This is a genomic window from Streptococcus periodonticum, assembly GCF_003963555.1.
In the GTDB taxonomy this organism is placed as follows: Bacteria; Bacillota; Bacilli; order Lactobacillales; family Streptococcaceae; genus Streptococcus; species Streptococcus anginosus.
This window is the reverse complement of record NZ_CP034543.1, coordinates 240,944-261,587: the sequence shown is the minus strand read 5'-3', so window position 1 is coordinate 261,587 and position 20,644 is coordinate 240,944. Positions and strand designations below refer to the sequence as shown.

General features: G+C 42.2%; 15 protein-coding genes, 2 tRNA genes, 1 rRNA gene and 2 pseudogenes. 7 read left to right on the top strand and 13 right to left on the bottom strand.

All coding sequences use genetic code 11. From position 1 onward, the window contains the following. Window positions 1–180 precede the first annotated feature (180 nt). The 5 genes and pseudogenes from EHW89_RS01350 to EHW89_RS01330 all read right to left on the bottom strand — a co-directional run bounded on the left by EHW89_RS01350 (window position 181) and on the right by EHW89_RS01330 (window position 8,027). Window positions 181–253: transfer RNA gene (locus tag EHW89_RS01350), tRNA-Ala, on the bottom strand. A gap of 56 nt (window positions 254–309) precedes the next feature. After that, window positions 310–1,865: ribosomal RNA gene (locus tag EHW89_RS01345) — 16S ribosomal RNA — on the bottom strand. Between the two features lie 371 nt (window positions 1,866–2,236). After that, on the bottom strand, window positions 2,237–4,738 hold the full coding sequence (gene leuS / locus EHW89_RS01340; protein ID WP_126466468.1) for a leucine--tRNA ligase: 2,502 nt from the start codon (window positions 4,736–4,738) through the stop codon (window positions 2,237–2,239). Between the two features lie 198 nt (window positions 4,739–4,936). Further along, window positions 4,937–5,975 (bottom strand): annotated as a pseudogene (locus EHW89_RS01335) (IS3 family transposase). Window positions 5,976–6,131: 156 nt separating this feature from the next. Then, the gene (locus tag EHW89_RS01330) at window positions 6,132–8,027 is read right to left on the bottom strand and encodes a M13 family metallopeptidase (RefSeq protein WP_126466467.1); all 1,896 of its coding nucleotides are present in this window, start codon (window positions 8,025–8,027) and stop codon (window positions 6,132–6,134) included. Between the two features lie 176 nt (window positions 8,028–8,203). On the opposite strand from EHW89_RS01330, the gene EHW89_RS01325 reads away from it, so the two are divergent. The 4 genes from EHW89_RS01325 (at window position 8,204) to EHW89_RS01310 (ending at window position 11,541) form a co-directional block, all read left to right on the top strand. Further along, entirely contained in the window at window positions 8,204–8,923 is a 720-nt protein-coding gene (locus tag EHW89_RS01325) for a metal ABC transporter ATP-binding protein (protein WP_126466466.1), read from the top strand. Window position 8,924: 1 nt separating this feature from the next. Next, window positions 8,925–9,773 carry a metal ABC transporter permease gene (locus EHW89_RS01320; protein WP_003026866.1) on the top strand — a complete coding sequence of 283 codons (849 nt, stop codon included), beginning with the start codon at window positions 8,925–8,927 and terminating at the stop codon, window positions 9,771–9,773. A gap of 34 nt (window positions 9,774–9,807) precedes the next feature. Further along, a complete protein-coding gene (locus EHW89_RS01315) occupies window positions 9,808–10,740 on the top strand; it encodes a metal ABC transporter substrate-binding protein (RefSeq protein WP_126466465.1) in 933 nt (310 codons plus the stop codon). A gap of 153 nt (window positions 10,741–10,893) precedes the next feature. Next, window positions 10,894–11,541, top strand: coding sequence for a metal-dependent transcriptional regulator (locus EHW89_RS01310; protein WP_117645186.1), 648 nt, complete (start codon window positions 10,894–10,896; stop codon window positions 11,539–11,541). Between the two features lie 122 nt (window positions 11,542–11,663). Here EHW89_RS01310 and dtd read toward each other — a convergent pair whose 3' ends face one another. From dtd to EHW89_RS01275, 8 genes are all read right to left on the bottom strand, one after another. Then, window positions 11,664–12,107: a D-aminoacyl-tRNA deacylase gene (gene dtd / locus EHW89_RS01305; protein ID WP_106101086.1), complete on the bottom strand. Its 444-nt coding sequence runs from the start codon at window positions 12,105–12,107 to the stop codon at window positions 11,664–11,666. An 89-nt stretch (window positions 12,108–12,196) separates the two neighbouring features. Next, the gene (locus EHW89_RS01300; protein WP_126466464.1) at window positions 12,197–14,413 is read right to left on the bottom strand and encodes a RelA/SpoT family protein; all 2,217 of its coding nucleotides are present in this window, start codon (window positions 14,411–14,413) and stop codon (window positions 12,197–12,199) included. A 173-nt stretch (window positions 14,414–14,586) separates the two neighbouring features. Next, window positions 14,587–14,733 (bottom strand): hypothetical protein, encoded by a 147-nt coding sequence (locus tag EHW89_RS09390; RefSeq protein ID WP_003070706.1) that lies wholly within the window; start codon window positions 14,731–14,733, stop codon window positions 14,587–14,589. Between the two features lie 164 nt (window positions 14,734–14,897). Next, window positions 14,898–15,641: a 16S rRNA (uracil(1498)-N(3))-methyltransferase gene (locus EHW89_RS01295; RefSeq protein WP_126466463.1), complete on the bottom strand. Its 744-nt coding sequence runs from the start codon at window positions 15,639–15,641 to the stop codon at window positions 14,898–14,900. After that, entirely contained in the window at window positions 15,642–16,595 is a 954-nt protein-coding gene (gene prmA, locus EHW89_RS01290; RefSeq protein WP_126466462.1) for a 50S ribosomal protein L11 methyltransferase, read from the bottom strand. It abuts the gene before it with no gap. A 3-nt stretch (window positions 16,596–16,598) separates the two neighbouring features. Further along, window positions 16,599–17,078: a GNAT family N-acetyltransferase gene (locus EHW89_RS01285; RefSeq protein ID WP_022527003.1), complete on the bottom strand. Its 480-nt coding sequence runs from the start codon at window positions 17,076–17,078 to the stop codon at window positions 16,599–16,601. Continuing rightward, entirely contained in the window at window positions 17,075–17,518 is a 444-nt protein-coding gene (locus tag EHW89_RS01280) for an NUDIX hydrolase (protein ID WP_126466461.1), read from the bottom strand. The genes EHW89_RS01285 and EHW89_RS01280 overlap by 4 nt, the downstream gene beginning before the upstream one ends. 49 nt (window positions 17,519–17,567) lie before the next feature. Continuing rightward, on the bottom strand, window positions 17,568–18,038 hold the full coding sequence (locus tag EHW89_RS01275) for a DUF3013 family protein (protein ID WP_126466460.1): 471 nt from the start codon (window positions 18,036–18,038) through the stop codon (window positions 17,568–17,570). A gap of 101 nt (window positions 18,039–18,139) precedes the next feature. On the opposite strand from EHW89_RS01275, the gene EHW89_RS01270 reads away from it, so the two are divergent. From EHW89_RS01270 to EHW89_RS01260, 3 genes and pseudogenes are all read left to right on the top strand, one after another. Beyond that, a complete protein-coding gene (locus tag EHW89_RS01270; protein WP_126466459.1) occupies window positions 18,140–19,411 on the top strand; it encodes a replication-associated recombination protein A in 1,272 nt (423 codons plus the stop codon). Between the two features lie 272 nt (window positions 19,412–19,683). Further along, a tRNA-Lys gene (locus tag EHW89_RS01265) sits at window positions 19,684–19,756 on the top strand. Window positions 19,757–20,103: 347 nt separating this feature from the next. Further along, window positions 20,104–20,617: pseudogene (locus tag EHW89_RS01260) on the top strand (DUF308 domain-containing protein). Window positions 20,618–20,644: the final 27 nt, after the last annotated feature.

Genomic DNA, 20,644 nt, shown 5'->3' with positions numbered 1-20,644 from the left:
CAATTTTCAATGTGCTAAATTTAGGATATTAAGAGACGGTTCGCTTGCGAAAACTTCTGTAGAAAAATAAGAAACTAACGCTGTGTTCCATGAACACAAGGAAGTTTATCTTTTTTCCTAAGAAGTTAGTCTCGTATTCAACTTCACTTCTTTATTAAGTTCAGTAGGATTCTATCCTAATGGAGCCTAGCGGGATCGAACCGCTGACCTCCTGCGTGCAAAGCAGGCGCTCTCCCAGCTGAGCTAAGGCCCCACAAGACCTCTCAAAACTAAACAAGACAAACTCAATGGCTTCCGTTTTTTCCTTAGAAAGGAGGTGATCCAGCCGCACCTTCCGATACGGCTACCTTGTTACGACTTCACCCCAATCATCTATCCCACCTTAGGCGGCTGGCTCCTTACGGTTACCTCACCGACTTCGGGTGTTACAAACTCTCGTGGTGTGACGGGCGGTGTGTACAAGGCCCGGGAACGTATTCACCGCGGCGTGCTGATCCGCGATTACTAGCGATTCCGACTTCATGTAGGCGAGTTGCAGCCTACAATCCGAACTGAGACTGGCTTTCAGAGATTAGCTTGCCGTCACCGGCTTGCGACTCGTTGTACCAGCCATTGTAGCACGTGTGTAGCCCAGGTCATAAGGGGCATGATGATTTGACGTCATCCCCACCTTCCTCCGGTTTATTACCGGCAGTCTCGCTAGAGTGCCCAACTGAATGATGGCAACTAACAATAAGGGTTGCGCTCGTTGCGGGACTTAACCCAACATCTCACGACACGAGCTGACGACAACCATGCACCACCTGTCACCGGTGTGCCGAAGCAAAATCCTATCTCTAGGACGGGCACCGGGATGTCAAGACCTGGTAAGGTTCTTCGCGTTGCTTCGAATTAAACCACATGCTCCACCGCTTGTGCGGGCCCCCGTCAATTCCTTTGAGTTTCAACCTTGCGGTCGTACTCCCCAGGCGGAGTGCTTAATGCGTTAGCTGCGGCACTGAGTCCCGGAAAGGACCCAACACCTAGCACTCATCGTTTACGGCGTGGACTACCAGGGTATCTAATCCTGTTCGCTCCCCACGCTTTCGAGCCTCAGCGTCAGTTACAGACCAGAGAGCCGCTTTCGCCACCGGTGTTCCTCCATATATCTACGCATTTCACCGCTACACATGGAATTCCACTCTCCCCTTCTGCACTCAAGTTAAACAGTTTCCAAAGCCTACAATGGTTGAGCCACTGCCTTTCACTTCAGACTTTTCCAACCGCCTGCGCTCGCTTTACGCCCAATAAATCCGGACAACGCTCGGGACCTACGTATTACCGCGGCTGCTGGCACGTAGTTAGCCGTCCCTTTCTGGTTAAGTACCGTCACAGCATGAACTTTCCATTCTCACACTCGTTCTTCCTTAACAACAGAGCTTTACGATCCGAAAACCTTCTTCACTCACGCGGCGTTGCTCGGTCAGGGTTCCCCCCATTGCCGAAGATTCCCTACTGCTGCCTCCCGTAGGAGTCTGGGCCGTGTCTCAGTCCCAGTGTGGCCGATCACCCTCTCAGGTCGGCTATGTATCGTTGCCTAGGTGAGCCGTTACCTCACCTACTAGCTAATACAACGCAGGTCCATCTACTAGCGATGCAATTGCATCTTTTAATATCTTACTATGCAGTAAGATATCTTATGCGGTATTAGCTATCGTTTCCAATAGTTATCCCCCGCTAAAAGGTAGGTTACCTACGCGTTACTCACCCGTTCGCGACTCACAAAGTACGGTGTAGTAAACTACGGTGTACCTCGTGCGTTCCACTTGCATGTATTAGGCACGCCGCCAGCGTTCGTCCTGAGCCAGGATCAAACTCTCATTAAAAGTTTGAGTTCTCACTCATTTCTGTCACTGACAGATTTATTGTTTCTTCTTAATGTTTGACGGACTGTCTTCTTAAACAGTCGCCTGCACATTGGTTCGTCTTGTTCAGTTTTCAAAGGTCTTTGTCGCCCCTCAAGCGACAACTATCTTAGTATATCATCTCCTTCTCTTCTTGTCAATACCTTTTTTCAGCTTTTTTTATTTTTCTTGTTTTTAAGTTTATGCTTTTTTAGTTTAAAGCAGCAAAAAAGGATTCCAAATGTTATCAGAATCCTCATTTTTCTTTTATTTCGCAACAATATTCACCAATTTAGGTAGCTCCAATAACTTGAAACGTTATTGAAGGTTGCAGATAAGGCTAACAGAACCTATTACTTGACAACAATATTAACAAGTTTGTTAGGGACTACAATCAGCTTAACCACTTGTTTTTCAGCGATTTCAGACTGGATTTTTTCATTGGTAAGGGCAAGCTTTTCAAGCTCTTCACGGCTTGAGTCTTTTGCGACCACAAGTTTTGCACGAACCTTGCCCTTGATTTGCACGACAATTTCAACCTCATCTTCAACGAGTTTTGCTTCATCCCATGTTGGCCAAGGAACGTATGAAATTGATTCACCTGATTGTGTCAATGTTTGCCACAATTCTTCAGAAAGGTGTGGTGCAAATGGTGCTAACAATTGTACAAAGCCTTTAGCATAGCCAACAAAGAGTTTGTCTTCTTTATTGGCAGCGTTGACAAATACCATCAATTGAGCAATGGCTGTGTTAAACTTGAGTTCCTCAAGCTGCTCGGTCACTGCCTTGACTGTCTGGTTGTAGACTTTATCAAGTGCGCCACTGTTTTCTACAACAATTTCTTTTGTTGTCAACAAGCGATAGACACGGTCAAGAAATTTGCGTGAGCCTTCAAGGCCTTCTTCAGACCAAGCGATAGAAGCATCAAGCGGTCCCATGAACATCTCGTACACGCGCAGCGTATCCGCTCCGTAACGTTCAACCACATCATCAGGATTCACAACATTTTTAAGTGATTTAGACATTTTCGCCGGAGCTTGCTCCAGTTCTTCTCCAGTTTCGATATGGAAGAATGAACCGTCACGTTTTTCAACCTTGTCACTGGCAATCAGTGCTCCGCGGCTATCACGATAGCTGGTCCCCAAAATCATCCCTTGGTTAAAGAGCTTTTGGAATGGTTCTTTGGTTGGAACGGCACCTAAATCATAAAGGAATTTGTGCCAGAAACGAGCATAAAGAAGGTGAAGCACTGCATGTTCTGCACCACCAATGTAAATGTCAACCGGCAGCCAAGCCTTGAGTAATTCTTCATCAGCTAATTTTTCATCGTTGTGTGGGTCGATATAGCGAAGATAATACCAGCTAGAGCCTGCCCATTGTGGCATTGTGTTTGTTTCACGGCGACCTTTCATCCCATCTTCACGCGTCACTTCCAGCCAATCGGTCAAGTTAGCAAGTGGGCTTTCACCTGTACCTGAAGGTTTGATGTCTTTGGTTACTGGCAATACAAGCGGCAATTGCTCTTCTGGAACAGCTGTTGTTGTGCCGTCTTCCCAGTGGATGATTGGGATTGGTTCACCCCAATAACGCTGACGGCTGAAGAGCCAGTCACGCAGACGGTAAGTTACTTTTTTGTTTCCGACACCTTCTGCTTCCAGCCAGTCAACCATTTTATCGATAGCTTGTGCCTTATCAAGGCCGTCTAAGAAGCCAGAATTGATGTGAAGGCCGTCTTCTGTGTATGCTTCTTCCTCAACATTTCCACCTTCAAGAACGGGGATGATTTCCAAATGAAATTGCTTAGCAAATTCCCAGTCACGTGTATCGTGGGCAGGAACCGCCATAATCGCACCAGTCCCGTAGCTGACCAGAACGTAGTCGGCAATCCAGATTGGAATTTCTTTACCATTTACTGGGTTAATGGCATAGCTACCAGTCCAGACACCTGTTTTTTCTTTAGCAAGGTCTGTACGAGCAAGGTCAGATTTAAGGCTTGCTTGGTGTTTATAATCCGCAACAGCCTGCGCTTGATCTTGCGTTGTAATCACCTCAACAAGCGGATGTTCAGGAGCCAAAACAGCATAGGTTGCACCAAATAATGTATCTGGACGAGTAGTAAATACTGTGAAATCTTTATCAGTATCTTTGATTTTAAAGGTCACATTGGCACCAGTTGATTTACCAATCCAGTTACGCTGCATATCTTTGATAGATTCAGGCCAATCAAGGTCTTCTAAATCTTCCAGCAAACGTTCAGCGTAAGCTGTGATTTTCAGCATCCATTGGCGCATGGGTTTGCGGACAACTGGGTAACCACCACGTTCAGATGTTCCGTCAGGAAGTACTTCTTCGTTAGCGATGGCTGTACCTAGTTCTTCAACCCAGTTAACTGGCACTTCAGCTTCGTATGCCAACCCTTTTTCATATAATTTTGTGAAAATCCACTGAGTCCATTTGTAGTAGTTAGGATCCGTTGTGTTCACTTCACGGTCCCAGTCATAAGAGAAGCCCAGTGCATTGATTTGGCGTTTGAAGTTGGCAATATTTTCTGCCGTAAACTCAGCTGGGTCATTACCTGTATCCATTGCGTATTGCTCGGCAGGCAGCCCAAAGGCATCCCAACCCATTGGGTGAAGAACGTTGTAGCCTTGCGCACGTTTGAAACGACTAAGAATATCAGTCGCCGTGTAGCCTTCTGGGTGTCCTACGTGAAGACCAGCACCAGACGGGTAAGGGAACATATCCAACGCATAAAAATTTGGTTTGTCAGCGTCTGTTCCTGTTTTAAACGTATGATTTTCCGCCCAATAATTTTGCCATTTTTTTTCAATTGATTTGTGATTATAAAAAGTCATTGATTCACTCCAATTTTGTGATGTTATTATTATACCATTTTTAGGCGATTTTAAAAGGCATAATTAAGGAAAGTCTGTTTCTATATTCTCAAACACAAAAAACCAGCTGGTCATTCGGCACTGCACCCCAATAATGGGACAGAAGAAAACCCCTTTTTGGGCGACCAGATTTCTGTAATCCACAGGAGATCGGTCGTTTCATCTCTGTTGAATTCTAGTTTCATTATAAAATATGATGTAGATTTGACAATATCTGTTCTACTATCTTTGGTTAAGTTTCTCCAGTTATGGAGATAGAAGGTTTCAGACTTTAGGACAGAATGAAACCATTCGATACAGACATTATCCGCTGGTGTTCCCCTATGGGACATAGAGCGGGTGATGCCTTTTTCTGTGCAAGCCTGGTAATAAGCTTTTGAGGTGTAGACAGAGCCCTGATCGCTGTGCAAGAGCGCTCCTTGAGACACATTCAGTTGGTTCAAAGTATCCAACGCAAAGTCCGTATCCTGACAATCTGAGATGGTATAAGCCACAATTTCACGATTATAGAGATCCATGATAGAGGACAGGTAGAGTTTACAGTTTCCAAAGTAGAGGTAGGTCATGTCTGTGACCAGCTTCTCCAGTGGCTTTTCTGCTTTAAAATCACGATCTAGCTTATTCTCTGTTACATAGTAGGGCTTACCTAGACTCGGCCCCTTCTTAGGACGTACACGGCAGAGCTAACCATTCTCCTTCATAATACGATAAACCTTTTTAGGATTGATGACAAGGTTATCCCTCTTCTTGAGCAATCGAGTGATGGTACGGTAGCCGTAGATAAACTGATTTCCCATACAGATTCGCTCTATTTTTTCTACAACCTCGTCCCTTTGCTTAGTTTTTTTACCTTCTACTTTCCAACGGTAGAAAGTGGATCGTTTGATACCAAAACAGTCCAGAATGACGGATACTGGGCAGACGTTTTTGTATTCTTCCACCAGCTTGATAAGACTTACTTTGTCGATGACCTTACCAAGCTCCGATACTTTTTTAGTAGTTCTACCTGTAGTCGTAACTGTTCCACTTCAGATAGCTGTCCCATTCCTTTACCGTAGGTATATTGTTTCCCCACAGGTTGATGGAAACGGTGCAGTTCATCATTTCGATACCATCGCCACCAGGTCTTGACCTGACTAACATTTTTGATGCCCAGAGTCTCCATGATGACCTTATTTGACTTACCTGCCTTCTTCATTTCAATGCAGGCTAACTTAGTTTCTACCGAATACGCTTTTTTAACCACAACAAAACCCTCCTGTTTCTAGTTTACTAGATTTCAACAGGAGGGTTTTTCTTGTGTCTCATTTTATGGGGCTAGTGCCTTCCAACTGGTTTTAAGTAAAGTGAACCATTACCAAATAATCACGCGGTCTTCTGGTTTGCGCCACATGCCATCGCCTTCTTTAACATCAAAAGTCGTAAAGAAATCATCAAAGTTTGGCAATTGAACATTTGCCCGAAGTTTTCCAGGAGCATGCACGTCCACGCTGGCTAGCATCTGCATGAACTCTGGCCGAGCTTTCATGCGCCAGATACGGGCAAAGTTAGTAAAGAATTCTTCTGCAGAGAAGTCTGCTTCTTTCTTAGCGGCTTCCAGTGCTGCCGCAATACCACCAAGGTCTGCAATATTTTCTGAAACAGTTAGTTTCCCATTGACTTTAGCACCGTAAGAATCCTGTCCGTCAAATTGCTCAATCACCTTTTGAGTACGTGCTTGAAAGGCCTCGTAATCTTCTGACTTCCACCAATTGTTCAAACTTCCGTGTTCGTCAAATGAAGCTCCATTTGAGTCAAAGGCATGAGAAATTTCATGAGCAATCACCGCACCGATTCCACCATAGTTAGCTGATGAAGATTGATGTAAATCATAAAATGGCGCTTGGAGAATAGCTGCTGGGAACACAATTTGATTTTGCTGTGGGTCATAATACGCGTTGACCATATGGGCTGGCATGTGCCATTCACTGCGATCCACTTCCTTGTTCCACTTGCTCCATGTATGCGCAATAGAAATTTTTGCTAAATTTTGAGCATTCTCCACCAAACTCAAATTCTCATCAATCACTTTTTTCGCATAGGTTTCTGGCAATTTCTCTGGATAGCCGATATGCGGTGTGATGACATTGAGTTTGACAATCGCTTTGTCACGTGTTTCCTTAGCGAGCCAATCCGCCGTTTCCAGACGCGACTTATAAACATCAATCATAGCAGCAACTTTGTGCTCTACATCTGCTTTTGCTTCAGGTGAGAATTTTTCTCCCGCATACCACAAACCAAGTGCTTGGTTATACGGACCTTGCGCTAGCTGGTAAGCTGCCTTTTCTTTTGGACGTGGTTCTGGGACACCTGAGATAGCGCGTGCATAGGTACCTGAAAGGACACGAATTTCTTCAGTGAGCAAAGAAGTCCATGCTCCAGTAGAGAATAACTTCAGTGCCGCATGCAAATGCTCCCAATTCTTTTCTGAATAACATTCTGCTGCAAAGTCTTTCCAGAAACGCTCTTGAGGAACAATCACTTTGTCTGGGACTTGTCCCAAAATCTCTGTAAAAATCGCGTCAAGCGGCAATTCTGGAGCTAGCTTCGTAAAATCTGCCCAATCGTAAGGATGATACAATTTCACATATTCTGAACTTTCTTCATTTGACAGGACATACTTGGCTAATTTAGCATCCAATTCCAGATATTTATCCAAAATATCTTTTGTTTCCTCTGCCGAAAAGCCAAATTTAGTCAACAATTCTTCCTGCATTTTCCGCCAGATTGCCAGCAATTCCTTGCCTTTTTCATTTCCTTCTTCATAGTAGGTTGTATCTGGCAAAATGATTCCAGGCGCATCGGCCCAGAGAACATTCATTTGCGCATTCATAAAGTCTGGAGCAACATCAAAAGTAAAGAAATTTGGCTTTCCAGCCATTTCATATTCAGCAATCTTATCTGCAAATTCCTTAAAAGAGCCAAGCGCTTTATATTCTTCCACAAGCGGCATCGCTGGAGCAACTCCTGCTTGTTCCCGTCCGTCAAAATCTGCCACCAAACGATGGTATTTCACAAAATTTTGCAAGATTGGATCATCCGGTACATCTTGACCTGCTAACCATTTATCAGTTGTAGCTAGCATCAATTTTTCAATATCTTGATCCAGATCCATAAATCCACCTGTCATAGGCTTGTCATCAGGAATAACTGCTGTTTTTTCCCATTCACCATTAACATAGTCAAAAAAATCATCTTGTAAACGTGTCATCTTGTTCTCGCTTTCATTGTTTTATCTTAATCCTATCAAAAAAGTTCTGAATAATCAAACTTTTATCAAAAGGGAGTTTTCTGGCAAACCTTGCTTCTGATTTTTCTTAAAAATTCTAAAAATTAACTTGACTTAATTTTTATTTTAATGTATATTAACAGTAGGGGTGTATAAAAATGATACGTATCGAAAATTTAAGTGTCTCTTATCAGGAAACGCTTGCTCTCAATCAGATTTCTTTGGAAATCCAAGGCCCAACTATCATGGGAATTATCGGTCCAAACGGAGCTGGCAAATCCACCCTTTTAAAAGGGATGTTGGGCATCATTGACCACGCTGGACAAACTTATCTTGATGATAAAGAATTCTCAAAAGTACTTAGCCATGTAGCTTATGTGGAACAAAAAGTTCACATTGATTACAACTTTCCTATCAAAGTAAAAGAATGTGTGTCGCTTGGACTGTATCCAAAAGTAAAATTGTTTCACAGACTAAAAAGCACAGACTGGGACAAGGTGACAAATGCACTGCGCATTGTCGGCTTAGAGGATTATGCTGAACGCCAAATCAGCCAATTATCAGGAGGGCAATTTCAACGAGTCTTGATTGCGCGCTGTCTGGTACAAGAAGCAGACTGTATCTTTCTAGATGAACCATTTGTCGGGATTGATTCGATCAGCGAAGAAATTATCATGACAACGCTACGCAATCTAAAAGAACAAGGGAAAACGATTCTCATCGTCCACCATGACTTAGGAAAAGTCCCGCATTATTTTGATCAAGTTTTAATTTTGAATAAAGAACTCATTGCCATTGGGGAAACTTCATCAACTTTCACAGAAGAAAACTTGAAAAAAGCCTACGGCTCTCAGCTTTTTGTGAATGGAGGTCTTTAATATGTTTTCAGAATTTCTTGATGGACTACAAAATTTCCATTTTCTACAAAATGCACTGATTACAGCCATTGTCATCGGGATTGTTGCTGGAGCAGTTGGTTGCTTCATCATTCTAAGAGGCATGTCTTTGATGGGCGATGCCATTTCACATGCGGTCTTACCGGGAGTTGCGCTCTCCTTTATCTTAGGAATCAACTTCTTTATCGGAGCCATTGTTTTTGGACTTTTAGCCTCGGTTATTATTACTTATATTAGAGGAAATTCAATTATTAAAAGTGATACTGCCATTGGAATAACTTTTAGCTCCTTTTTAGCTCTTGGAGTCATCTTGATCGGGGTTGCGAATAGTTCAACTGACCTTTTCCATATTCTTTTTGGGAATATCTTGGCCGTACAAGACATCGACATGTGGATTACAATCGGTGTCGGAATCGCTGTCCTGATTGTCATTGGAATGTTCTTCAAAGAACTATTGATTACTTCTTTCGATCCACTTCTGGCAAAAGCGATGGGGATGCCAGTCAATTTTTATCATTATCTCTTGATGATTCTCTTGACGTTGGTTGCAGTTACAGCTATGCAAAGTGTGGGAACGATTTTGATTGTTGCTATGCTGATTACACCTGCTGCTACTGCTTATCTTTACGCTAACAGTCTTAAAACAATGATTATCTTGTCTTCTAGCTTGGGGGCAATTGCATCTGTCTTAGGACTCTTCATTGGCTATACCTTTAATGTTGCGGCCGGCTCAAGTATTGTACTGACATCTGCCATTATCTTTGCCATTAGTTTCTTTATCGCTCCAAAACAACGATTTAACAAACTTAAAAACAAACCCAAGCTAAAATAAAATTAGTATTTCATTTATTAAAGGAGAACCTTATATGAAAAAATTAGGTTTTATCGCCGTTCTGTTTTTAGCCATCGTCGGGCTTGCTGCCTGCGCTGGTCAAAAAGGAACTTCTACCAACAAATCTTCAAAATTGAATGTTGTTGCTACCAACTCGATCATCGCTGATATTACCAAAAATATCGCTGGTGATAAAATCAATCTGCACAGTATCGTTCCTGTCGGAAAAGATCCACATGAATACGAACCATTACCAGAAGATGTGAAAAAAACATCAAAAGCTGATTTGATTTTCTACAATGGTATCAATTTGGAAACAGGCGGAAATGCTTGGTTTACAAAATTAGTTAAAAACGCGAAAAAGAAAGAAAACAAAGATTACTATGCTGTAAGTGACGGTGTTGAGGTCATTTATCTTGAAGGTCAAAGCGAAAAAGGAAAAGAAGACCCACACGCTTGGCTCAATCTTGAAAACGGAGTTATCTATGCAAAAAATATTGCAAAACGTTTGATTGAAAAAGACCCTAAAAACAAAGAAACTTACGAAAAGAATCTGAAAGCCTATACTGCGAAACTTGAAGCATTGGACAAGGAAGCAAAAGCAAAATTCAACAACATTCCTGCTGAAAAGAAAATGATTGTTACCAGCGAAGGTTGCTTCAAATACTTCTCTAAAGCCTACGGCGTACCATCTGCTTACATCTGGGAAATCAACACAGAAGAAGAAGGAACTCCAGACCAAATCAAAACATTGGTTGAAAAACTTCGTAAAACAAAAGTGCCATCACTCTTTGTTGAAAGTAGTGTTGATGACCGTCCAATGAAGACTGTTTCAAAAGATACGAAGATTCCAATTTATGCTAAAATTTTCACCGACTCAGTTGCTGAAAAAGGCGAAAAAGGCGATAGCTATTACGATATGATGAAATGGAACTTAGATAAGATTTCAGAAGGTCTTAGCAAATAAGAACTGTAAAAGGAGCCGGACTTGATTGCCAGTTCCTTTTTACTTGAAATTCTTCTTGAATAATAAGCCTTTCATTCTCTGAAACAAGCGGTTATCGGCTGTATTCTTAAGTTATTTTTGATATACTAGTAAGATAAGGAGTAAAAGGACAACATGACCCCAAACAAAGAAGATTACCTCAAATGTATTTATGAGATTGGTACGCATACTCAAAAAATTACAAATAAAGAAATTGCCGCCCAAATGCAGGTATCTCCCCCAGCTGTTACAGAAATGATTAAAAAGATGAAAGCCGAAAAATTGATTGTAAAAGATAAAACAAGTGGTTATTTACTGACAGATCTTGGTTTACATCTTGTTTCTGAGCTATATCGCAAGCACCGACTCATCGAGGCTTTTCTCGTACATGATTTGGGATATACGACTGATCAAATCCATGAAGAAGCGGAAGTCTTAGAACACACCGTTTCAGAATTATTTGTCGAGCGCTTAGAAAAAATGCTGAATTTCCCAGAAACCTGTCCCCACGGCGGAACCATTCCTGCAAAAGGTGAATTATTGGTCGAAAAATACCAATTGACTTTAAATCAAGTCGAAAATGCTGGAACCTATCGTTTAGCACGAGTTCACGATGAATTTGAACTATTAAAATATTTGGAAAAACACGATTTACATCTGGGAGATACGCTGATACTGGAGCAATACGATCCTTACGCTCAACTGTATGCGCTCAAGGTCAATGAAAAAGAGCTGCAAGTCAACTCTGTTATCGCTCAACAGCTTTATGTGGAAAAAATATAAAAGGAAGTCAAAGCTGATAACATCAACACATTAGAGACTGCTCAATGCGTATTGAGTTCTATCCTAGAAAGCAAACAAGTCTGGAACAGTTTTGTCCAGACTCGTTTTTATTTATCATTTTCTCAACGATTCTTCGTATCTAACACAATCGTCACCGGTCCGTCATTGACTAACTCAACCTGCATATCAGCTGCGAAAACACCTGTTTTGACAGGTATATCTTGACTTAGCAATTCGTTAAAATCATCATATAACTGACTAGCCAAATCTGGTTGAGCAGCGCCTGTAAAAGCTGGGCGATTGCCTTTTTTTGTATCTGCGTAAAGGGTAAATTGAGAAATAGAAAGAATTTCTCCATTTACGTCTTTGACGGACAAGTTCATCTTGTCTTCATCATCTGAAAAAATCCGCATATTGGCAATTTTTCTCGCTGCATATGCCACATCTTCTTGAGCATCATCTGGAGCAACACCGACTAGCAACAGCAGCCCTTGCTGAATTTGATTATAAAGTTCGCTATCAATCGATACCGAAGCTCGCTTCACACGCTGAATCACTATTTTCATTGTTGAACTTCCTAATTTTTGTTGCGTTCTTGTGAATAAATTCACAAGAACGCAATTCTAGCAAAACATTTCCGCTCTGCTGTTCTCACCTAGCCATTTGTCCGTTTGACAGAATAAACTTCAGGCACGCTCTTAATCTTATCTACAACTGTTGTGAGCATAGATAGATTAGCAATTCCAAAAGAAACATGGATGTTGGCAAATTTCATATCCTTCGTTGGCTGTGCATTGACAGTGGAGATATTTTTGGTTGTATTGGACAAAACTTGCAGCACATCGTTCAACAGACCTGCTCGATTCAAACCATAAATATCAATATGCGCTGTGTATTCCTTAGTAGAGGTATTTTCTTCCCATTCGACATCAATCAAGCGCTGTTCATAATTTTCCTGCGCCCGCAGATTCATACAGTCCTTACGGTGAATCGCCACCCCACGACCTTTGGTAATATACCCGACAATCTCGTCACCAGGAACTGGATTGCAACATTTGGCAATCCGTATCAAAAGCCCTGACGCACCTTGGATAATGACGCCACCCTCATGCTTGACTTTCAGCGTTTCTTTATTCTCACGCTTCACTTCTCCGCCCTTGACAAGCTCTTCTGCTTCAGCTCTCGCTTTAGCACGCTCTTCCTCACGGCGTTCTTTTTCTGTCAAACGGTTAAAAATAGAAATCGCACCAATCTCACCAAAACCAATCGCCGCAAAAAGAGCTTCTTCTGTTTTGTAGCTCGTTTTTTGCAGGACTTCTTCCATGTGCTTTTTGTCCATGTATTTATTAGCTACATAGCCATGTTCTTGAAATTGTGCCTGTAAAAGTTCGCGCCCTTTAGAAATGGATAATTCCTTGTCTTGGTTTTTGAAAAATTGACGAATCTTATTGCGGGCCTTGCTTGTTTTTACAACATTAATCCAGTCACGACTTGGACCAAATGAATTGGTACTGGTAATAATCTCAACTTGATCTCCAGTTTTTAGCTTCGTAGTTAACGGCACCATGCGACCATTGACCTTGGCACCAACCGCCTTTTCACCAACTTTAGTATGGATTTCATAAGCAAAATCAATCGGTCCAGAGTCTTTTGGCAACGAGCGGACAGCTCCGTCCGGTGTAAAGACATATATTTCCTCAGCAAGGTAATTTTCTTTGACAGAATCCACAAAATCCTGTGCATCATTAGACAGGTCTTGGAGTTCCATCATCTCCTTGATCCAGTTCATCCCAATCGCAGATTCTTTGCTATCAACTTGACCCTTAATGCCTTTTTTATAAGCCCAGTGAGCGGCAACTCCGTATTCAGCCACTTCGTGCATCTCTTTCGTCCGAATTTGAAACTCAATCGGACCTTTGGGTCCATAAACGGTAGTGTGGATAGACTGATAACCGTTCGCTTTGCGATTGGCGATATAGTCTTTGAAACGCCCAGGCATGGGGCGCCAAAGTTCATGAATGTAACCCAGCATAGCGTACACATCACTTTGCGTATCTAAAATGCAGCGAATGGCAATCAGGTCATAAATTTCATCAAAGCGCTTTTTCTTGTCTTGCATTTTGCGATAAATGGAATAAATATGTTTTGGACGACCGTAAATTTCCCCATGAAGATTACGCTCAGACGCATAGGTTTCAATCTTATGAACCACTTCGTCCACTAACTCCTCACGTTCCCGACGTTTTTCTTTCATCAGGTGGGAAATCTTATAAAACTCTGTCGGATTCAAATATCGAAAAGCTAAATCTTCCAATTCCCATTTGACGCTCGAAATCCCCAAGCGATGAGCCAACGGAGCATAAATTTCCATGGTTTCACGTGAGATGCGTTCCTGCTTGTCTTTGCGCAGATGCTTGAGCGTTCGCATATTGTGCAAACGGTCTGCCAGCTTGACCAAAATGACACGAATATCCTTAGACATCGCCATTAGCATTTTTCGGTGGTTTTCAGCCAACTGCTCCTCGTGAGACATGTACTTGACTTTACCAAGTTTGGTCACACCATCGACAATCACGCGCACATCATGTCCAAATTCGCCTTCCAAATCGTCCAAAGTTGCAGCTGTGTCTTCTACAACATCATGTAAAAAACCGCAAGCGACACTGACCGCATCCAACTTTAGCTTAGCTAAAATCCCTGCCACTTGAATCGGATGGATGATATATGGCTCACCTGATTGGCGAAATTGCCCCCGATGCCGATCTACTGCATAAACCAAAGCTTTTTGAACCAAGGCAACATCTTCTGATGATAAATACTTTCTAGTAAGAGCGACCACTTGATCGCCCGTCAAATTCACTTCTTTTGGCATTTTCTCTCTCCAGTTCTTCCTACCATTTTATCATTTTTAGACCGATATGAAAACAAGGAAATACAGAAGAAAGCAATAGAATCATAAGAAATACCTAAAAGCTGCAGATTCAATACCATTTCCCCAATACTAGGAAAAAGAACATGGCACCATTTCAGGTAAAAAGCCCGCCTTTAAATAGGCGGGTTGTGATGGAAGAAGTGATGTTTTTCAGTATGCAACATATCTCCGATAAATTCAACATAAGCATAAATGAGATAGCAAGCTGATACAACGCCTAGCATAGCAATCAACAACTCAAATAAGGTAGATAAAGACATGATTGAACCTCCTCTCCTTATCAAGCAAAAGCATTTTTCGTCATCTAGCTAGCAAATTTGTTCCTGTACTTCCATCCTTTCTAGCTAAGCTAGATATTTCACTTATATTATACCAAAGTCAGGAGTTAAGGACAATAGAAATTAGCTTTCCCAATGATTTTTCCCTATTGCAGTAGCTCTGTCAGTACACTGACTGCACTGAGTGCGTAAAGCGGAGCTGTCTCTGTCCGCAAGATACGTGGACCCAGCCCTGCAAGTATAGCTCCCATCTCTTCCAATGTGGCAATTTCTGCTGGAGACAGGCCACCTTCTGGACCAAAAATAAATAAAATCCGACTTCCTTTTTTGAGTTCTGTCACAGCCTTGACCAAAGCAGCAGACTCTCCCTCTTTGGCAGATTCCTCATAAGCTACAATGACGCAGTCAAACTGACTCAAACAATCTAAAAAATCAATTTTCTTCTCAAAAAGTCGGACTTCTGGTACCCGATTGCGTTTGCTCTGCTTTGCTGCTCCCAAAACGATTTTTTCAAGTTTTTCTGTCTTTTTAGCTAATTTCTTGCCGTCCCACTTGGCAACAGACCAGTCTGCCGGAAAAGCCCAGATAGCAGCTGCACCCAGTTCTGTCGTTTTCTGAGCCACCCATTCCAGCTTGTCTCCCTTGGGAAAGCCAGAAGCAACCGTCACATGAAGCGGCAGCTCCGCGTTGTCTGGCAATTCTTCTACCAGATTCAACACATGGCGCTCCCTATCCGAAACTCTTGCTAGACGTTTAATGCCATCTTCAAAAACCAGCACCACTTCATCATCTTCTACCAAACGCATCACAGAAAACATATGCTTAAGGGTATCTTTATCTTTGATAATGACAGGCTTTTCAACCTGTCCCTTCACAAAATACTGCTGCATCTAGCCTCCTATCACTCCTGAAATCTCCTTGGTTTTCTTAAAGACACAGGCATTCCACTCGCCCTGAATCATGTGGGTCTCAAGGAAAAATCCAGCAGCTTCTGCTGACTCCCGTACCAGATTCCATTTCTCAGAGATAATCCCGCTCATAATCAGGTAGCCCTCATCCTTAAGCAAACGGTAAGCATCATCCGTCAGATTTACCAGAATATCTGCCAGAATATTGGCTACAATGACATCAGCCTCGATAGCAACGTCCTTGAGAAGGTCGCCAGCTGCCACGTGAATATTTTCAGTCCCAGCATTCAGCGCAATATTTTCCTGAGCAACACGGACAGCCACATCGTCTAGGTCATAGGCGAAAATCTCCTTGGCACCCAAGAGAGAGCTGGCAATGGAGAGAACCCCACTGCCTGTACCCACATCCAGCACCGTTTCTCCGCCCCGCAGGACCTGCTCCAGAGCAAAGAGGCTCATCTTGGTCGTCGGGTGAGTGCCCGTACCAAAGGCCATGCCAGGATCCAGCTTGATAATCTTCTCACCAGTGGTCACCTCGTAGTCCGTCCAGGACGGCACGATGGTCAAGTCATGGGTGATTCGAGCCGGTTCAAAATATTTTTTCCAATTGTCCGCCCAATCTTCCTCTGCCAGTTCCTGACGAGTCAGCTCAATATCTCCCGTCTCCAAGCCGAAGCCGTCTAGCTCAGCCAGTCGCTCATTGGCCTGAGCTGCAATATCCTCTATATCCACCGAATCCGGATAATAGCCGGTAATCCTGACCCGCTCGCTCTGCTCAACTTCTGGAAAAAGCTCACCGTACTGGTCAACCTGCCCCAGATAATCTGCGCTGTCATCAATAGCCACGCCTTGACTACCTAGGTCAATTAGAATATTACTGACCGCTTCTTCCGCCTCACGGCTGACCGTAATGGTTAGTTCTTGCCAAGTGTTCATGTGTCATTCCTTTCTTTTAATACTCTTCGTCATATAAACCATATCCATGCCCTCTTGCTCTGGTTCAGTATGCATTTGATGATAGCCGCATTTTTCATAAAATTTGACCATAGGTTCATCTTGGAAAACTGTACACAAATCCCACTGAGTAATCGTCGGAAATTTTTTCTCTAGCAGGCGAATTCCTTCGTAGCCATAGCCTTTTCGCTGATACTGAGGTAAAATCGCAGCTGTACCAAGCCAACCTTTTGTTCGCTCATCGTTGGTTTGCAAGCGAAGAAAACCAACAATTTTCTCATCATCTTTGACAAAATAGTAAAAACTATTAAGACGTTCCACCAACTTCCACTTAATCCGCTCCCTATCTTCCAGATAAGGATCATACTGGTCATGATATTTTTCGTAGACAGCTTTAAAACTAGCACGTTGAATACTGATAATGGTTTCTAAATCTGTAGCTTCTGCTTGTTCTATATGAATCATATCTGCACCTCCAAATAATCTCCCAATCTACTTTTTAACTGCGGGATGACGCTTTCATCCGCTAATAATTCTTCTATATTTACTAATTTGTAGCCCTGTCCTTCGTCACCAAAGACAATCTGATCTATCAGTTCTTGACAGATAGAAGCCACCATGAAAACAGAAACTTTCTCAGGATGAACAAATCCCTGATAACATTTGACCCAAACAATGGAATCCTCCATCAGTTCAATGCCCAGCTCCTCAAAGACTTCTCTTCTAATGCACTCAAAAGGTGTCTCGTCCTTTTCTCTCCCACCGCCGGGAAAATCCCACATATTGGGATAAGGAATAGTGGGAATATCGTCTCTTAAAATGGTTAAAATTGTATCGCCATGCAGCAAAGCAATTTTACAGCCTGAGAAATCAAACGTTTGATGCAAAACAGTCATATCGCTTATTCTTCCCTACCTCCGTAAAATCAGTGTTCTTCTTAGACACGCTTGTATTTCAGTACCTCGGATATGGATAAAATTCCGTCTCCGTCAGCTCTGCTCTGGCTTTTTCAAAAACTTTATTATTCCAGACAATTTCAAATTCCTCTGCCGCTGGATCTGCCAGAAAGTCCATGAGAGCATCTAATCCCTCTTCGGCCGTCTTCTTCAAGAAGTCCACAAAGTAGGTCAGGAATTCACGAGACAGGCCTTTCTTTGGCTCGTAAGGGACAACTGTTAGATAATCCTCTGTTTCAAAGTGAGACTTAGTAGGATTATAAAAGAGAACGCTTTCTTCAAAGAAAATATCTTCTGTGCTGCTTTCTCCATCCACATCTAACAGTTCGATGCCATTTGCATTTTGTACTTCTAAGAGAAAGGACACTTCTACGGCATGATTCTTCTTATCCCAATTGATTTCATAGTCAAATGGAAAACATTTCTCCATTTCTTCATCTAATATATCCAAAAATCCATATTTAGCCATAGCCAGCCTCTCTCCAATCCTTTAAAATGTGTTAAAATAGATACAACTATAGTAACATAAATCAGAACAGTTGAAAAGAATACCAGTAAGGAGGAAAACGTATGCCAGACAATTTAGCGATTCGCATGCGGCCAACCAGCATTGACCAAATCATCGGCCAGCAGCATCTGGTCGGACCTGGAAAAATCATCCGTCGCATGGTTGAAGCCAATCGCCTGTCTTCTATGATTCTCTACGGACCGCCCGGCATCGGTAAGACTTCAATTGCTTCGGCTATTGCCGGAACTACCAAATTTGCTTTTCGGACCTTTAATGCTACTGTTGATAGTAAGAAGCATCTGCAAGAGATTGCGGAAGAAGCCAAATTCTCTGGTGGTTTGGTGCTGCTGTTAGACGAGATTCATCGCTTGGACAAGACCAAACAGGACTTCCTCCTGCCTCTCTTGGAAAACGGTCTGATCATCATGATTGGCGCCACAACAGAAAATCCCTTTTTCTCCGTCACTCCCGCTATTCGCAGCCGGGTACAGATTTTCGAGTTGGAACCTCTGACAAATGATGATATTAAACAAGCCATTCAAACAGCCCTGACGGACACCGAACGAGGTTTTGATTTTCCTGTTCAATTAGATGATGACGCACTGGACTTCATTGCCACTTCCACGAATGGAGATCTGCGCTCAGCCTTTAATTCTCTAGATTTAGCAGTCCTCTCTACCTCAGCGGATCATGCAGGCGTTCGCCATATCACTCTGGATATTATGGAAAACAGCCTACAAAAGAGCTACATCACTATGGACAAGGCCGGGGATGGTCACTATGACGTCCTGTCCGCCTTACAGAAGTCTATTCGGGGATCTGATGTCAATGCCAGTCTCCATTATGCAGCTCGCTTGATTGAAGCTGGAGACCTTCCCAGCCTCGCACGACGCCTGACGGTCATTGCTTATGAAGACATTGGTTTGGCAAATCCCGATGCTCAGATTCATACAGTGACCGCACTTGAAGCTGCTCAAAAAATTGGGTTCCCAGAAGCTCGCATCCTCATTGCCAACATTGTCATTGACCTAGCACTTTCTCCTAAGTCCAACTCTGCCATAGTAGCTATAGATAAAGCTCTTTCTGATTTGCGACAAAATGGAAACTTACCTATCCCCCGCCATCTACGAGACGGTCACTACGCTGGTAGCAAGGAGCTGGGAAATGCGCAAGATTACAAATATCCACATAACTATCCTGGTAATTGGGTGCAGCAAGACTACCTTCCTGAAAAAATTAAATATGCCGATTATTTCATTCCAAATGAAAATGGAAAGTATGAACGAGCCCTTGGCATGACTAAAAATAAGATTGAACAACTCAAAAACCACTAAAAAATCGTGGTATCGTTTGCAAAAAATCAATTTTTTCTCTTGAATTTTTCAAAAATTGTGGTATCATAATTATAGAAACGCTGTGGTGTACGACTTCACACTTAAGTGTTGACCGACTATTTTTTGTATTATTAGGGAAACAAAAGACTTCTAACAGCTTGCAGGCCGTTTCACGCGGAAGCAGCTTCAGTTAGAGCGAGTTGCCCACCTGCTTAATTGCGCGGGTTCAATACAAATCGTGAAGGTCCGGCACCAATACAGCTTTTTCTGTTGCCTCCTTAGCTCAGTTGGTAGAGCAGTGGACTCTTAATCCATGGGTCACAGGTTCGAGCCCTGTAGGGGGCATCTAATATTTACATACAAAAGCCTATCATATAGGCTTTTTTACTTACTCTCAACTATTTTTGCCCCATCATTTGCCCCACTTTTAAATCTATCTTTTCTTTTTGAATCAAATTACATCTTAACAAATAGTGTAAAGCCAGTTACTTTTGCTTTGATGCCATACAATATTTTCATGTAGAGAAGACAAATTTTATCTTCTCTTTTTATTTTCAAAATGATAAAAACTGATTTTCTTTTCATGAATCAGACTGAAATTTCCAAATTGTCCATTTATTTTATTGACATTTCCTATAAAAAATGTAGAATACTTCTATTATCAAACTATACTATATAGGGGGAGTATTGAAATGAAATTTTCTAATCGTTTATTGCTATTCCTTGCAGGAGTTGTTTTTGTCCTTTTAGCACTTTTTCTATTTACAAACCCAGCAGCTAATCTTGTTGCTTACAGCTGGTGGATTGCATTTGGTTTATTGGTTGCTTCTATAGCAGCTATTTTAAGCTATTTCTCTGTACCAAAAGAGCTTCGCTCACCTGTTTATCTTTTCCAAGGATTATCAACCTGCTCTTAGCTCTTTACCTCGTTGCCTATGGATTGTGACCTTACCTGTCATCATTCCAACCATTTTAGGAATTTAGTTAATTGTAGAAGCCATTATAGCTTTCTTTAAAGGTAATTGTCTAGGACTGATTTTCTCTGCTATTGGCAATCACATCATGTGGGTGGCGCTACTTGTATTTCTGCTTAGATTAGTCATTTTGTTCAATCCAATAGCTACAAGCGTCTTTGTCATTTATGCCGTTGCTTTTGCATTTTTAATTGCTGGTTTTACCTATATCGTTGATGCCTTTCGTAAATAATCTAGCTGCCATTTTGGGCATATTAAA

Coding starts and splice junctions, on each gene's coding strand:
- prmA (WP_126466462.1), bottom strand. CDS start 16,595: ATGAACACTTGGCAAGAACTAACCATTACGGTCAGCCGTGAGGCGGAA.
- EHW89_RS09390 (WP_003070706.1), bottom strand. CDS start 14,733: ATGTCTTTATCTACCTTATTTGAGTTGTTGATTGCTATGCTAGGCGTT.
- EHW89_RS01285 (WP_022527003.1), bottom strand. CDS start 17,078: ATGATTCATATAGAACAAGCAGAAGCTACAGATTTAGAAACCATTATC.
- EHW89_RS01295 (WP_126466463.1), bottom strand. CDS start 15,641: ATGCAGCAGTATTTTGTGAAGGGACAGGTTGAAAAGCCTGTCATTATC.
- EHW89_RS01300 (WP_126466464.1), bottom strand. CDS start 14,413: ATGCCAAAAGAAGTGAATTTGACGGGCGATCAAGTGGTCGCTCTTACT.
- EHW89_RS01315 (WP_126466465.1), top strand. CDS start 9,808: ATGAAAAAATTAGGTTTTATCGCCGTTCTGTTTTTAGCCATCGTCGGG.
- EHW89_RS01310 (WP_117645186.1), top strand. CDS start 10,894: ATGACCCCAAACAAAGAAGATTACCTCAAATGTATTTATGAGATTGGT.
- EHW89_RS01330 (WP_126466467.1), bottom strand. CDS start 8,027: ATGACACGTTTACAAGATGATTTTTTTGACTATGTTAATGGTGAATGG.
- EHW89_RS01270 (WP_126466459.1), top strand. CDS start 18,140: ATGCCAGACAATTTAGCGATTCGCATGCGGCCAACCAGCATTGACCAA.
- leuS (WP_126466468.1), bottom strand. CDS start 4,738: ATGACTTTTTATAATCACAAATCAATTGAAAAAAAATGGCAAAATTAT.
- EHW89_RS01325 (WP_126466466.1), top strand. CDS start 8,204: ATGATACGTATCGAAAATTTAAGTGTCTCTTATCAGGAAACGCTTGCT.
- dtd (WP_106101086.1), bottom strand. CDS start 12,107: ATGAAAATAGTGATTCAGCGTGTGAAGCGAGCTTCGGTATCGATTGAT.
- EHW89_RS01275 (WP_126466460.1), bottom strand. CDS start 18,038: ATGGCTAAATATGGATTTTTGGATATATTAGATGAAGAAATGGAGAAA.
- EHW89_RS01320 (WP_003026866.1), top strand. CDS start 8,925: ATGTTTTCAGAATTTCTTGATGGACTACAAAATTTCCATTTTCTACAA.